The following is a 13,712-nucleotide window of genomic DNA, read 5'->3' as shown; positions in this document are numbered from 1 at the left end:
AAGATCCATTGATAATACAACCTTTCTCTAAATACGACTGAATGAATCTAATCGTATAGATTTCGGCTGTATTAGTCAAGTTACCTAAGACCGTTGCCATTCATCCCACCACTTTAGAAGTGGCGGAATTCTGACAACTGATGGTTAAACGAAGGGACATTTACAAGATACATATTGTATCATTTTGATGAATTTGTCAATAAAAATAAGCCTGTTTTTCTGAGAGAATAGCCCAAACTGGCATTTTTATTAAATGAACCACTGGATGATCAAAAGAAATCGTAACAACAACAAAAAACGCTTATCAATACCAATCCCTTCAAGGATTAAGCATTAGATAAGCGTTGTAGTTTCCTAATTCTGCATTATAAAATCATTGTCCACCGACGTCACCGACTCATCGTCGAACTTGCGCAAAATCTCGTAGCGTGTGTTACGCTGTGCCGGAATCTTGCCCGCTTCGCGGATGATCTGGAGCGTCGAGGCGATGTTGACTTTGTGCGTCGTGCCCGCCGCGGAAACCACGTTCTCCTCGATCATCGTCGACCCGAAGTCGTTGCAGCCGAAGTGAAGCGACTGCTTGCCCACTTCCGGACCCATCGTCACCCAGGACGACTGGAAGTTCTTGATGTTATCGAGCATAATGCGGCTGATCGCGACATTCTTCAAATAGTCTTCCGGTCCAAGCTTGTCCGCCTTCAGGTTCGTGTTATCCGGTTGGAACGTCCACGAGATGAACGCCAGAAAGCCTTCGGAATTGTAGCCATTCGCAATACACTCATCCTGCGCTTCCCGAACCCGCAGCAGATGCAGCGCGCGTTCTTCATGCGATTCGCCGAAACCAATGACCATGGTCGCGGTGGTGTTCATGCCGACCTTGTGCGCCGTCTGCATAACGTCCATCCAATCGCGCCAGGAGCCCTTCAGACGGCTGATCTTGCGCCGCGTCCGATCGTCCAGAATCTCCCCGCCGCCGCCCGGCAGCGAATCCAGACCCGCTTCATGAATCGCTTGGATGACCTCTTCCAGCGTCAACCCGCCCGACACTTCCTTCATCTTCATGATCTCCGCCGGAGAGAAGGAATGCATCGTAATCGCCGGGAACCGCTTCTTGATTTCGCGAAGCAGGTTCGTGTAGTACGTAAACGGCAGGTTCGGATTCACGCCGCCCTGCATCAAAATTTCCGTACCGCCTACATTGATCGTTTCCTGGATTTTTTGAAAAATGACCTCGTCCGGCAGCACGTAGCCCTCCGGCGACCCTGGAGCACGGTAAAACGCGCAAAACCGGCAGTACACGTCACAAATATTCGTATAGTTTACGTTCCGTCCGATAACGAACGTCGTAATCGGATCAGGATGGTGCCGCAGCATGATCTGATTGGCTGCATGCCCCATTTTCTCAATTTCGTTCGAATCATAAAGCGCTATGCAATCCTCTAAGCTGATACGTTGACCAGCCAAGGCTTGGTCTAAAATACGGTCGATGGAACTCATCACGGCCTCAACTCCTTCATTTCCTATCGTATCATAATTTCGGGCGGCATCGCCATAGAAAAAGACCGCCAATTCCGGGGAGTACCCGTCGCGGCGGCCAATTGTCAAGCTTTTGTTAAATTACAATCCAACCTAGCCCTCGATTTCTTGGCGGGCCAGCTCAATCGCGTTCGACAGATCGGCAATCAAATCGTCAATATGCTCGATACCAACGGAGTAGCGAAGCAGCTTGTCGTCCACGCCAACCTTCGTACGGATTTCCAGTGGGATATCTGCATGGGTTTGCACCGCAGGGTAGGTCATCAGCGATTCGACACCGCCAAGGCTTTCGGCGAAGGCGATCAGCTTAATGTGACGCAAAATCGGCTCAATGTAACGGGCGTCTTTCAATTTGAACGAGAAAATCCCCGTATTGCCGGACGATTGCTTGTTCTGAATCTCATGCCCCGGATGGGTTGGCAGCGCCGGATAGTAGACGGACTCCACTTGCGGATGCCCCTGCAGGAACTCGGTCATTTTCGTAGCGTTGTACTGGTGGCGCTCCATACGGATTGCGAGCGTCTTCATACCGCGCATCAGCAGCCAGCTATCCTGCGGGCTCAGCACGGCGCCGATCGAGTTGTGCAGGAACGCCATTTGCTCGGACAGTTCCTTGCCCTTCGTGACGATCAGCCCGGCCAGCACGTCATTGTGCCCACCCAAGTATTTGGTCGCGCTGTGCACGACGATATCGGCACCCAGCTCAATCGGACGTTGGAAGAATGGGGTCAGCAGCGTGTTGTCCACAATGGACACGATGCCCTTTTTCTTCGCCCAGCTGCAGACCAGCTCCAGATCCGTAATCATCATCAGCGGATTGGTTGGTGTTTCAATAATAATACCCTTCGTGTTCGGCTTCACATTCGCTTCAAGGGCATCGAAATCATTGGTATCTACATACGTCGAAGTGACGCCAAAGCGCGACATGATTTTCTCCAGCAGGCGGTACGTGCCTCCGTATAGGTCGAGCGAGACGATCAGATGATCGCCCTGGCTGAACATCGCAAACACCGTTTGCAGCGCGGCCATCCCGGAGCTGCAGGCAAACCCGGCGTCGCCGGACTCGAGCTCTGCAATCGCATCCTCCAGCACTTTGCGCGTAGGGCTCTTTGTGCGTGCATAGTCGAAGCCCGTGCTCTGGCCGAGCTTCGGATGACGGAACGCCGTCGCTTGGTACACCGGGAAGCTGACCGCGCCTGTGACCGGCTCCTCCTGCGAGCCGATCTGTGCGAGTCGGCTTTCGATTTTCAACCTGTTGTCCTGATTGCTGCTGCTCATCTTACATATTCCTCCTTGTGCAGATCGAAAGGCGTCTCTTGGTATACATAGTAATTCAACCAGTTCGAGAACAGCAAGTTCGCATGTGCTCTCCAAGTGTTGAGTGGTTGTCTCGAAGGATCATTATTCGGATAGTAGTTTTTCGGAACGTCGATCTCCATGCCTTTGTTGATATCCCGATCGTATTCATATTTCAGAGAAGAAGCGTCATATTCCGAGTGGCCCGTTACGAAAATCTGCTTTCCGTCTTTAGTAGCCACGATGTATACGCCCGCATCCTCTGACTCGGACAAAATCTCCAGCTCCGGATGCTTCTCGATATCTTCGCGGCGCACTTCGGTATGACGGGATTGAGGCGCAACGAACAGCTCATCAAAGCCGCGCAGCAGCTTCACATTCGGTGTGGTCACGGTGTGCGGGAATACGCCGAACATTTTCTCTTCTAAGCCGTACTTCGGCACGCCGAAGTGATGGTACAGGCCCGCCTGCGCCGCCCAACAAATATGAAATGTCGAAGTGACGTGCGTTTTGCTCCACTCCATAATTTGCTGCAGCTCTTCCCAATAATACACATCTTCAAAATCATACTGCTCCACCGGCGCGCCGGTTATGATCATCCCGTCCAAATACTCATACTCCTGCTTCACATCTTCGAACGTTTTATAAAATTGCTCCAGGTGCTCAGGCGACGTATTTTTGGAGGTGTGGGTTTTTGGGTGCAGTAAAATGAATTCCACCTGAAGCGGTGTGTTCCCGATGAGCCGCAGCAATTGAGTTTCAGTCGTTTCCTTGGTGGGCATGAGGTTCAAGATCGCAATTCGCAGCGGACGGATATCTTGATGAAAGGCTACGCTTTCGTCCATCACGAAAATATTCTCATGGATTAACACTTCTTTTGCCGGCAGGTGATCAGGTACTTTGATTGGCATCGGATTCACTCCTTTTCAATGTGGGATTCGTTGTTCTCGCACTCTTTCACCGCGGAAGGCAACAAAAAAAGCCTTTCTTCGCGCGCACGAGAAAGGCCTGTGTATAATCACATCGTCCTCTCTCATCTCTCAGAAGCTGTAAAACAGCCTCCGCAAGAATTAGCACCGTGCATTCCTTCACTTGTTCGTCGCATCTTGGATGCTCGCAAAGGATTGTCGGTTGCCGGGTGTCATCGGGCTAGTCCCTCGACCTGCTCTTGATAAGAGTGTAAAACCGAATCTATTTGGTTGTGTTGGTAATACTACTGTAATCGAAAACCTTCCCACCGTCAAGATGGACCTTTTCGGGAATTTATCGCTGCAGCAGGCACCAAAACCCGTTTATCACCATATCGTATGACAAGGACACGAAAACAATACAAAATCGCTGTTTTTCTTCTCAATAATCGCTTGAAAGGTGGATTTTGAGGGGTTATACTAGATTAGTACTGGGTCAAGTCCCCGTTGGACTTGAGCCTAGCGGTTCATCTGGCAGCCGCGCAAAATCGTGTGATAAAGGGGTGCAGCATTCGAATGGACGGAGACCCGAGGGGTAGCATCTGCGTTCAACAACAACCGAATAGGTCGATTGGAACTCGGCCGTCTGCCCTTGTCCGGTTCATGCGCGCACCCATCGGGATTCGCCAGCTTGAACATTGATGTAGCCTTTCGGTGTCCGCCCGAACCGGATAATGGCAGCCGACTCTAGTTCCACTCGATTAACACAAAGGGGTGGAACCTATGAAGGCACGCTTGGTTCAGGACGGCATTTTTACGCTTGTGGAGGACATCACGTTAACCATCGAACCGCCTCAGCATGGATTTTATTGGATCGATGCCGATGTCGAGGATTTGGAAATTTTACAGCCCTTATTTCATCTTCATGAGCTCGCGATCGAGGATGTTCTGACCGAGGAAGAGCAGCGCCCGAAGATCGAGCTATACGATACGCATTATTTTATTGTAGTGAACAGCATCCGGTTTGACGATGAGGAAATTTTTCTTCGGGCGTTGAACATTTTTCTAGGGAAGCATTACATTATTACCGTCACCCGGACCAAAATCAACGAGATCCGTACCCTGAAGCCCGTGCTTTGGGAAGAGGAAGTTACGATGCCGGATCAGTTCCTGTACCACTTGATGGACCTGATCGTTGATAACTATACGAACGTCGGCGACCGGATCGAAGCCAAGATCGAGAAGCTGGAAGAAGACATTCTCATGCATACGAAGAAGTCGCATCTGAATGAAATCATCAGTCTTCGCAGTGAGATCCTCTGGCTGAAGAAGGTGCTGGTGCCGCAGCGTGAAGTGATCGCAACCCTCAACAAGAAGGAGCTCAAGCTGATCAGTGAGCCGCTCAAAAAGTACTTCGGCGACATTTACGAGAATGCGGTGAAAATTGCCGAGACGTTCGACACGTTCCGCGATTTGATGGGGAACTTGCGAGAAGCATACCAGTCCAGCCTAGCCAACCGCGCGAACGAAATCATGCGCGTGTTTACAGCGCTGACGACAATCTTCATGCCCTTGACATTCATTACCGGCGTATACGGAATGAACTTTGAATATGTACCCGGAATGCATTGGCATTATGGCGGGGTTGTGGCCCTCTTGTCCATGGTAGTTGTCGGTGTATCCATGTTTATCCTGTTTCGTAAGAAGGATTGGCTGTAGGTATGAAAAAAATGAACCCAGAGACGCGCTTGGCTCGTGTCTCTGGGTTTTCTGTTTTTTAAGGCGGCGTAAGGAACGGAAGCGGTCCCCAACGCAGGTATTGCCTGCTCCGCGCTAGCTCGCTTCGCCGGGCTTGACGCTGCTGTTCAAGCGGCGGAATTTCATCCGCAGCAGTCGCAGCCATTCGTAGACCCGCTCGGCATCCTTCGACGAGAACTCCTGCTGCTTGTAGACCGCCTGCAGAATCGGCTTGAGGTAGCAGTCGCCCTGCTGCTCGAACGCCTGCCACGCCTGCTCCCGCTCGGTCTCCGGCACCTGCTCCAGCATCTGTTCGATGTAGGGCTCCAGATCGTACCCGTCGCGGTCCAGCTCCTCCATCCACATCAGCAGACTGCGTCGATCCATCTTCGTCTGCTCCTGCAGCTCATCGATCCGCTCGCCGCGGGAGATGACCTCCAGCAGCCTCCGCTTAATGTCCAGCTTGTCCATCTCCGCCTTGCGCTTGCGCTCCTGCTCCTTCAGCAGCCAGGCCTGGAAGTCTGCTTCCGGCACCTCCTGCTCCACCCAGGAGAGCGGAAACGAGGTGTGCCGCTCGTACGCAGCCGTCAGCGCCAGAATCTCCGCGCCATAGGCAGCGGCCTTGGTCCCCCCGAAGCCCGGCAGCTGCAGCAGCTCCTCCTCCGTCTGTGGCCGGAAGTTGCTGATCATGCGCAGCAACCGGTTCGTGGCGACGATGAACGCGGCCTTGCTCTCCGTGCTGGCCTGCTTGAAGCGCCACTGCCGGAGCGCCTCGTACAGCGCCTCATCGGCATGCAGCTCGCTGTAATAGTGCATCTTCTGGAGGAAGATTGCGCACATCGACAATGGCGAGCTCCCTGACTCCCATGTCCACCAGCGGCTTAAAGCCCTCGCATTGCTTCGCGAACACCTGCTCACGGAACACCGCCAGCAGCTCCTGCCAGTGCAGGCCCTCATACCAGGTTTCCTGCGTCGGCTCGCCCTCCTCGTTCAGCTCGCTCCAAATCGCATACCACACGCCTTGCTGCTCACTGATCGATACTTGTGCGTTTGTTATGTGCCCCTCCTCCGTGGTCTTCTCCAAGCTGCTCAAAAATAGTAAGTTCAAAGCTGCTCCCTCCCAATCGTGTATTAGACCTCTATCAGTCCGGTGGTTTCAAGCCGACAATGCAAAAAAAGCACCCCTTCTCCCACATGGCCCGCCATGCAGCAAAAGAGGTGCTTCCTCTGTCGTTTGAAATTATTTCCATAATAGCAGATTTGTTCCTTTTGCGCAAGCGCTTGGATAAAGCAGCTAAGGGTAGGACACAATGTGGTTAACGCACCAGGCTTCCGCGAAACCCAGCGGAAAATCGAGCCAGGAAGGAGCCCAAACCATGTTTAGAAAACCAAAGAACAACGAGCTAGCCACTGTCCAATCCCAGCGTAACGAAATTCTCGCCCAAGAGTTCCCTGAGGGCCCTTATGGCAGCAGCTTTAACCATGAAGCTCTGGGCAAAAGCACTCCGTGGCTCGAAGACCAGCAGGCCGTCAGCGCTTACGCTTACGAAAATCAAGAGCTGCACGCCGGAATTTCGCGGGATTATCCCGGAGAGGATTCGACGAACGAAGACATGCACGAAGACGAGCTTCAATAGTTGCCCGCACTATCGCTAGACCCGTTGAGCCTACGCTAGGCTAAGCGGGTAGCTGCTTCCGAACGGACCGGACAAGACGCACAGGACTTGCCGTGCGATTGACAATGGTTGCCGGGAACTTCCCAGCAATTCACATCTTCTTTACCAAACGCCGGACAGCCGGCACAAATTTCCTTCGGCACACAGCACATCTCCCAGCAAGAGCCAAGAGATCGGCCAGCAAGCGCCGGGTTGGTCTGCTTACGCTTGAACCAAGAGCTCAGCGCTTCTACGGCAGCCGGATCGAGCTGTGATCCGGCTGCTGCCTTTAGAAGCGCGAGCGCCTTGTTGAAGGCCAGCGGCTCCCGGTACTTGCGCCCTTGAATTTTAGCTAAGAACGTCTGCGTCACCGCAATAATTCTCGCTCCTACCGGGATCTGTTGATCCTTCAGCCCTGCCGGATACCCGTTGCCGTCCATCCGTTCGTGGTGATGGCGAATATAATCCGCAACCGCCTTATTGCCCAGCGTGATCTCCACAATATCCGCGCCAACCTCGGCGTGAAGCTTCATTTTCTCAAATTCCTGCTCGGAATACTGTCCTTCCTTCAAGTACAGCTCCTCGCTTAAGCCCAGCATCCCAATGTTGCTCAGATAGGCCGCGAGTCCAATGTCGGTAATTTGGTCGGCCGGCAAGCCCATCTCAATCGCAATAATGATCGAGTAACGGCTCATCAGCTCCGAATAACCGGTCGTGTACGGGTTTAAATTATCAATCGATCGAGAGAGCGATTTCAGCAGCTCAGCACTGGAATCGGACAGCTGTCTCGTCTGCATTTGGATGCGGATCAATTCCGACAAATTCGCCGCAATCGAAACGGCCGATGCGGACAATTGTGAAAGCGACGACCGCTCATTTGACCCGGAGGAAGGCACGAAGACAAGCAGCCCGCCCTCGCCGAACACGTCAAATTGGCTAATGACGAGCCCTTCTCCATTTTGGCCGCTCAAGCTGGAAGGCAACCAGTCAGGACGCACCTCATCGGAACCGATGACCGTTGCTTTCCGGCCCCCAAGCCACTGAAGCAGCGCTTCAGGCCATTCCTTGCTTCGCAGCGCTTCCCGGCTCACACCAAGACTAGCCGCCGTTTGCAGCCGCCCGCCATCCGGCAGGGCAATAAACCCGGCTTTCAGCTCCAAAGCAACCGCCGCCATCCCCAGTACCTTGCTCATCGTTTCTCCACAATCCAGTGCAATGGAGCTGATTTTGCGGAGCGCTTCGCCGGAGGTCACAATGACTTCCGCCTTACGCTGCAGCCGATCCGAATCGATCAAGATCGATAGAAACTGGGACGACAGCTGCGAAATATACTCCAATGCCCAGCGCTGGCTGGACTTCAGCTGAGTAACCGGTCCGACGCGAACGAGTCCGGAGCCGCCCATGATGGGAATCGAAAGAAGCGGAACCTCGCCTTCCTTGATCAATTCGGTCCGACTGCCAATGGCTTCGATCGGCAGCTGAAGCGGCGGGTGGTACACTTCCTTTTCTTTCTTAGCACCGCCTCGTCCGGAACCTCCAGCTACCCCGGCCTGCCCTTCCCGGTATCGGGTAGCCTTCAGTACCAGCTGCTGCTGCTTCTCATTGCGTAAATAAAACGTATACGAAGGCGCGGATACAAAACCGCCCACCATTTCGAGAATATAGTTCAGGTTATTCTCGAGCCCTGCGGAGGGCTGAATATGCTGAAGCATACGACTCGCCAGCTCCAGCCTGATGTCGTTTCGCTTCACTCGGCGTCGCTGCAATAAATACAAGACAACCAGCACAAGGGACAAAATGATCGTGGCCATCCCAGCGTAGTATAAGTAAACGTCATCAATTTTGATTCCGTAAATCGTCACAATGTCCCCCCTCCCATGACATGGTTGATTTAATTCGACTCGAAGGCAACTCGAAAAGCACTGCATCCGCATGCCTAGTACATCTTATCATATGGAAGCGCCCTTGCCGATCATTGTTCGACAAACCTTGAAATATTGCATTTATTCCAGATGGGGGGCGATGCACAAGGCACAATAATGACAAATCTCGATCATATGATATCGTTTTTCAATACCGATGCACTTAGCTCAAGCTCCCGTTTCCAGCTTAGTTTTTCAGTTGGAAGAATTACGTGGAGCAGCTGGTGGCAAGCAGCTAGCGCTGACGATATTGATCGACCTGATTTTTTTCAAGCTCGCTGTTTTTTCCGAGGTGGCCTTCTATTGGATTTGCCTCCACGTACCGTGCTGTACTCTTTGTCCCCTTAGGCCTCCCTTTGCCGTCCAATGCTGTTGTCGTTAATTTCAATTGGAATCATTGTGAATTGTGACCTAGCCTTTTGTTCGCGCAATCGTTCCCATAAAGTCATAATGACCGGAATGCATATTGTCGTTAATATGGCGAGCACGACACCTACAAAAACATCGACTGCATAGTGTATTCGAAGATAGACGGTAGAAAAAACAATGAGTGCCGTTACCGGAGTATATACCCAGATCATCTTTCTGAAATACTTCCATACCTGAACGAGCATGACAACGGAAATACAAGTATGGAGACTGGGGAAGCAATTCGCAACCGGTTTATAAAATCCTGGATCGAGCATTTTGGCCGTTAGACCACCCACCACGGTCGAGAATTCATGTGTAAATAGCGGCCCAACCGCAGGTACGAGCACATATCCGATATTGCCTATATAAAAGCTAGTTAAAGCTACTGTCGCATATTCAAGCGCAGCTCGTCTGCTTTTAATCAATAACAAGAAGATCGTTCCATAACAAAAGGGAAACCAAGCAAGATACGCTCCACTGAGAAGACTTGTCATGGGTAGTGTATTCAACTTGTCCATCCATTCAGCTGGCTGCTTTCCAAAAAACAGGAACGAATCCCATTTTTGCAATAGATGGTCGTACATTGTATGCCCCATTAGCTGAATGTACCGCATCACGATTTCGTAAGAGAGCAGCATTATTAAAAACGATGTCATTATTCGAAACACCAATTGAGCATAGCCGATGAAACGCCACTTCGGAAACGCTACAATCATTCCTAGCATGAGTAGCATAATGAGAAAAACTGTACGTGTTATCAACCCTGCAGTGACGGTGATCTCTCTTGTTGTTTCTACAAAAGTTCCCAAATTCAAATGAATCGAATATAGAAATGTCAATGTCAATAATGTTAAAAGGCTAATGATTTCATGAATCTCGAGAAACAATGCAATGTTTAAAACTCGTCTCCAAGCTCGATGCAAGAATCCCCTCTCCTTTTTAATCCGCCCGTGCATCGCACTTTTCATCTGATTTTAAGCCCGGCTGTTCCAGCGCCATATATTGAACTAACTCCTTCAACTTCTCATTCAGTATGGAGATTTGCATTGACTGATACAGCACCACTAAGGCCAGCACCAGAATCGAGAGCAAAAACAGCAATGCCGGAGGATAACTGACGCCGACCGATACCGCCAGCTTATCGAACCATTCGGGGAAGGCGGTAATGACCAGGATCGACGTGACGCCGCCAAGCCAAATGATCGAATGCCGCTCATTAATTTTTTTCTTCAGTAGCAAATACATGACCCCGCATGAAAATCCGATGCCGCAGCACAAAATGAACAATTTGAGCGTACTATTCATGCTTTCACTCCCGCTTTGGCTTCTTTATAGCTCTCTCTCTTGCTGCGAATGAGCACCAGGACGATGCAGAGCATCATTTTAATCATGTAAAAAATAGGCTTTAAGCCGGAGTGCATACTGACTCCTTGCTTGCGCTCGCGCATGGTGGCTGATATTTCTTTAATCCGATACTTTCGCAGCAGCATGTGTATCAGCACGTCCACATCGGGAAAATCCTGCGGAAACCTACCGCTGCCCGCATAGTACTGGAATACATGGCGTTTGAAGCCGCGCTGTCCGGAGGTTGGATCGGAAATTTTGGCTTTCGTAAACAGTCGAATCAGCCCTCGGAAAAACACCACCGCAAGCCGTTTCACCGGCCCGGAAGTATACCCCAGCGCCTCGATATAGCGGGACCCGATTACGATGTCCGCCTCTCCGCGTTCGATCTCTTTTATAATCATGATCAGATCGAGAGCATTATGCTGGCCGTCGGCGTCCAGCGTGAGCACATAGTCGTAGCCTTGCTTGACAGCGTATTTAAACCCCGTTTGAAGTGCTGCGCCATAGCCCAGATTGCAGGGGTGACTCACAACATGGACCGGAAACTCGGATGCGACAGCCGCCGTCCGATCCTTCGAGCCGTCATTGACGACGAGGACATCGGTTTCCAGTCGTAAACCCAGCAGCTCCCTCAGAACGCCCGGAAGATTCAGTTCTTCATTGTACGACGGTATGACGACGAGAAAACGTTTCATCTGCACCACCCTGACTTTGCTTGTTTTCTTTAATTTCCCGCATGATAAACAGGAGAATGACCGATGCGTTCAAGGCCGAGGCACTGGCAGAGCCCCAGCCCAGCCCCGCCGGACCCCATAGCTTAACCCACCAAGTATCCAGTCCGATATTAAGAACGGCGGTAGTGAAATATACGCATGCCGGCACCTTCATTCTACTGCTGGCGATGTAATACCTTAAACCGACAGACGCCAGCGATTGACCGACAATTCCGACCGCCAGTCCGGCGAAGATATCAGCCGTAATATGCAGGGAAGCCGCATCGAACGATCCGCGAACGAAAAGCAGTGTAATGATCGGTACCCGGGCGGTGAAAAAGACGATTGCGGTAGGAACGGTGATGGCGAGGGTCACCCCGATCGCTTTGAAAAACTCCCTCTGCTGTCCTGCGAAATCTCCGGCAGCACCGGCCTTGGCCATTCTGGGCAGCAAAATCATATTAATGGCGGCGACAAACACCCAGATCGGAAATTGAGCCAGCCGAAAAGCGTACGTCAGGCCTGCCACCGTTCCCTCCCCAAGAGAGGATGCGATGTAACGTTCTGCGATTAAGACCGATTGGGAAAATAGCAGCACCAGCAAGTAAGGTCCGAACACCCGGTAAACCGTGCCTAGATCGGCATCTATGTGTAGAAGAGATGGACGCTGTTCCCTCCGACGCCAAAGGCCTTGGAGTCCCGGATGTCGACAAAGACGAAACAGAACATAACCGGTCATTGTGACCATCCCCAGCGCGATGCTGACGGCCCCCACATAGGCCCCTTGTGTTCTAGAAAGTCCCAGGACGCTGCTTAAAACAAGCCCTGCTAGAAATACCGCATTATAGACGACCGTAGAAAACGCGGGGGCTTGAAAGGCTTCCGCCGCCTGCAGTAGGCCATTCACGATCGCAGAGAGCGGAAACAGAACCAAGGTCGGCAGCAGGATCAGAACCAGCCGATAGCATAGCCATTGCATGCCGCCACCCCCAAGCCAGCCCACAAGATGATCGCCAAACGCGAAGAGGATGACCCAGGCTACCGCCATCAATACCAGTAGCTGAACCGCCAACTGCCTGGCGGTCATTGCAAACCGCTGAAGGCTCCCTTGCGCGTACAATGCGGCGAAGGTTGGTACACAGGCTACACCGATGGCCGTACCGACCAGATTATTGCCCAGCGTGTCGGGAATGAAGAGTGCGATCGACAGCGCATCGGCCTGAGGCGATGTCCCGAAGAACGAGGCCAGCATTACGTCCTTCAAGAAAGCCACACCGGCAAGCAGCATATGGATAGCAGCAATGACGAACGTTCCTTTCCAAATGCTTACTTGCTTCATGCGGTGGTCAAAGCTACCCCAGCGTAGCTCTTTTCCTCAATAATTTCGCTCAGTGGCTTGAACGAAAATTCCTGCAGCAGCTTCTCCAGCTTCGGCATTGTTGAACCGAGGTTATGATAATGCGTCAGACGTGCGAACAGTGAAGACTTGATGCGGGGCTGCGTCGTATCGATCTCCCATGGATGCACATAAATCATACCTGGCCTTGTGGTGTTGACTTTGTTCAGCGCCCAGCGAATCATCGCATACGGCAGCGTTCGCAAATAGAGCCCTCCGGAGAACGGTACCGTAATTCCGCTGGTTTTCAGCACGCAGGAGGGAAATTCAAGCAATTCGAGCTTCTTGCCGCCAAGCACCGGATAAAATGGGGTATGCGGCGCGCCGGTGACACCCGACAAAGGCGTTTGGAACGGCTGGAGACTCGAATCGCAAAGATAGCCTTCCTCTTCCAAAATGCGAAGCACATCGTAGCACTCCGGAGCAATCGACCAGGAAGGCGCCCGGAAGAAGACGACCTGCTGACCGCTGATGTCCTCCAGAAGCCGTTTCGAGCTTCGAACGTCCTCCCGGAACTGATCTCGGGTCATGCCGGTGACGAGCCGGTGCCACCCCCCATGAGAGGCGATCTCGTGCCCTTCTTTGACAATCTCCCGGATAAGTCCAGGATGCTTCTCGGCTACACAGCCTAGTGTGAAGAATGTTCCCTTGACTTGATAGCGGTCAAATAGCTCTAGCAAGTTCATTGTATTATTGACGACGCGATCCTCGTAGGTGTGCCATTCAGAGGGATCGATTTTAAAATCGCTCGTTTGATACCAATCCTCTACGTCTACCGTCAATGCGTTATG

The 13,712-nt window shown here is 51.9% G+C and carries 13 protein-coding genes and 1 riboswitch; of the genes, 2 read left to right on the top strand and 11 right to left on the bottom strand.

The window, feature by feature from the left end:
• Window positions 1-354 precede the first annotated feature (354 nt).
• From mqnC to metA, 3 genes are all read right to left on the bottom strand, one after another.
• Window positions 355-1,497, bottom strand: a complete 1,143-nt coding sequence (gene mqnC, locus FPZ49_RS22725) for a cyclic dehypoxanthinyl futalosine synthase (protein WP_144851347.1) — start codon at window positions 1,495-1,497, stop codon at window positions 355-357.
• A gap of 132 nt (window positions 1,498-1,629) precedes the next feature.
• Window positions 1,630-2,814 (bottom strand): aminotransferase class I/II-fold pyridoxal phosphate-dependent enzyme, encoded by a 1,185-nt coding sequence (locus FPZ49_RS22720; RefSeq protein ID WP_144851345.1) that lies wholly within the window; start codon window positions 2,812-2,814, stop codon window positions 1,630-1,632.
• Complete coding sequence (gene metA, locus FPZ49_RS22715) at window positions 2,811-3,743, bottom strand: homoserine O-acetyltransferase MetA (RefSeq protein WP_144851343.1); 933 nt, start codon at window positions 3,741-3,743, stop codon at window positions 2,811-2,813. The genes FPZ49_RS22720 and metA overlap by 4 nt, the downstream gene beginning before the upstream one ends.
• 119 nt (window positions 3,744-3,862) lie before the next feature.
• A riboswitch (SAM riboswitch) is annotated at window positions 3,863-4,010 on the bottom strand.
• Between the two features lie 513 nt (window positions 4,011-4,523).
• On the opposite strand from metA, the gene corA reads away from it, so the two are divergent.
• Entirely contained in the window at window positions 4,524-5,459 is a 936-nt protein-coding gene (corA, locus tag FPZ49_RS22710; protein WP_144851340.1) for a magnesium/cobalt transporter CorA, read from the top strand.
• Window positions 5,460-5,573: 114 nt separating this feature from the next.
• Here corA and FPZ49_RS22705 read toward each other — a convergent pair whose 3' ends face one another.
• Entirely contained in the window at window positions 5,574-6,317 is a 744-nt protein-coding gene (locus FPZ49_RS22705) for an HRDC domain-containing protein (protein WP_261381549.1), read from the bottom strand.
• Window positions 6,262-6,585, bottom strand: coding sequence for a hypothetical protein (locus tag FPZ49_RS36950; RefSeq protein WP_261381546.1), 324 nt, complete (start codon window positions 6,583-6,585; stop codon window positions 6,262-6,264). The genes FPZ49_RS22705 and FPZ49_RS36950 overlap by 56 nt, the downstream gene beginning before the upstream one ends.
• Before the next feature lie 268 nt (window positions 6,586-6,853).
• On the opposite strand from FPZ49_RS36950, the gene FPZ49_RS22700 reads away from it, so the two are divergent.
• Window positions 6,854-7,114, top strand: coding sequence for a hypothetical protein (locus tag FPZ49_RS22700; protein WP_144851338.1), 261 nt, complete (start codon window positions 6,854-6,856; stop codon window positions 7,112-7,114).
• 35 nt (window positions 7,115-7,149) lie between these two features.
• Here the strand turns inward: FPZ49_RS22700 and FPZ49_RS22695 are convergent, their stop codons facing one another.
• From FPZ49_RS22695 to FPZ49_RS22670, 6 genes are all read right to left on the bottom strand, one after another.
• Window positions 7,150-8,994 (bottom strand): HD-GYP domain-containing protein, encoded by a 1,845-nt coding sequence (locus FPZ49_RS22695; protein WP_186446014.1) that lies wholly within the window; start codon window positions 8,992-8,994, stop codon window positions 7,150-7,152.
• A 404-nt stretch (window positions 8,995-9,398) separates the two neighbouring features.
• A complete protein-coding gene (locus FPZ49_RS22690) occupies window positions 9,399-10,388 on the bottom strand; it encodes a phosphatase PAP2 family protein (protein ID WP_222429951.1) in 990 nt (329 codons plus the stop codon).
• A 16-nt stretch (window positions 10,389-10,404) separates the two neighbouring features.
• Window positions 10,405-10,770: a DUF2304 domain-containing protein gene (locus FPZ49_RS22685; RefSeq protein WP_144851333.1), complete on the bottom strand. Its 366-nt coding sequence runs from the start codon at window positions 10,768-10,770 to the stop codon at window positions 10,405-10,407.
• Window positions 10,767-11,507: a glycosyltransferase family 2 protein gene (locus tag FPZ49_RS22680; protein ID WP_144851331.1), complete on the bottom strand. Its 741-nt coding sequence runs from the start codon at window positions 11,505-11,507 to the stop codon at window positions 10,767-10,769. Before FPZ49_RS22680 ends, FPZ49_RS22685 begins: the two co-directional genes overlap by 4 nt.
• Window positions 11,470-12,864, bottom strand: a complete 1,395-nt coding sequence (locus FPZ49_RS22675) for a lipid II flippase MurJ (protein WP_144851329.1) — start codon at window positions 12,862-12,864, stop codon at window positions 11,470-11,472. Before FPZ49_RS22675 ends, FPZ49_RS22680 begins: the two co-directional genes overlap by 38 nt.
• Complete coding sequence (locus FPZ49_RS22670) at window positions 12,861-13,703, bottom strand: XrtA system polysaccharide deacetylase (protein WP_186446013.1); 843 nt, start codon at window positions 13,701-13,703, stop codon at window positions 12,861-12,863. The genes FPZ49_RS22675 and FPZ49_RS22670 overlap by 4 nt, the downstream gene beginning before the upstream one ends.
• Window positions 13,704-13,712 lie beyond the last annotated feature (9 nt).

The sequence above is a fragment of the Paenibacillus cremeus genome (genome assembly GCF_007786445.1).
GTDB classification, from domain to species: domain Bacteria; phylum Bacillota; class Bacilli; order Paenibacillales; family NBRC-103111; genus Paenibacillus_G; species Paenibacillus_G cremeus.
The sequence above is the reverse complement of the archived record's forward strand: the minus strand, read 5'-3'. Positions and strand labels throughout refer to the sequence as shown.

Excerpts from the sequence above, each read along its gene's own strand:
- metA (WP_144851343.1), bottom strand. The coding sequence starts at position 3,743 with ATGCCAATCAAAGTACCTGATCACCTGCCGGCAAAAGAAGTGTTAATC.
- FPZ49_RS22700 (WP_144851338.1), top strand. The coding sequence starts at position 6,854 with ATGTTTAGAAAACCAAAGAACAACGAGCTAGCCACTGTCCAATCCCAG.
- FPZ49_RS22675 (WP_144851329.1), bottom strand. The coding sequence starts at position 12,864 with ATGAAGCAAGTAAGCATTTGGAAAGGAACGTTCGTCATTGCTGCTATC.
- FPZ49_RS22705 (WP_261381549.1), bottom strand. The coding sequence starts at position 6,317 with ATGTGCGCAATCTTCCTCCAGAAGATGCACTATTACAGCGAGCTGCAT.
- FPZ49_RS22680 (WP_144851331.1), bottom strand. The coding sequence starts at position 11,507 with ATGAAACGTTTTCTCGTCGTCATACCGTCGTACAATGAAGAACTGAAT.
- mqnC (WP_144851347.1), bottom strand. The coding sequence starts at position 1,497 with ATGAGTTCCATCGACCGTATTTTAGACCAAGCCTTGGCTGGTCAACGT.
- corA (WP_144851340.1), top strand. The coding sequence starts at position 4,524 with ATGAAGGCACGCTTGGTTCAGGACGGCATTTTTACGCTTGTGGAGGAC.
- FPZ49_RS22720 (WP_144851345.1), bottom strand. The coding sequence starts at position 2,814 with ATGAGCAGCAGCAATCAGGACAACAGGTTGAAAATCGAAAGCCGACTC.
- FPZ49_RS22685 (WP_144851333.1), bottom strand. The coding sequence starts at position 10,770 with ATGAATAGTACGCTCAAATTGTTCATTTTGTGCTGCGGCATCGGATTT.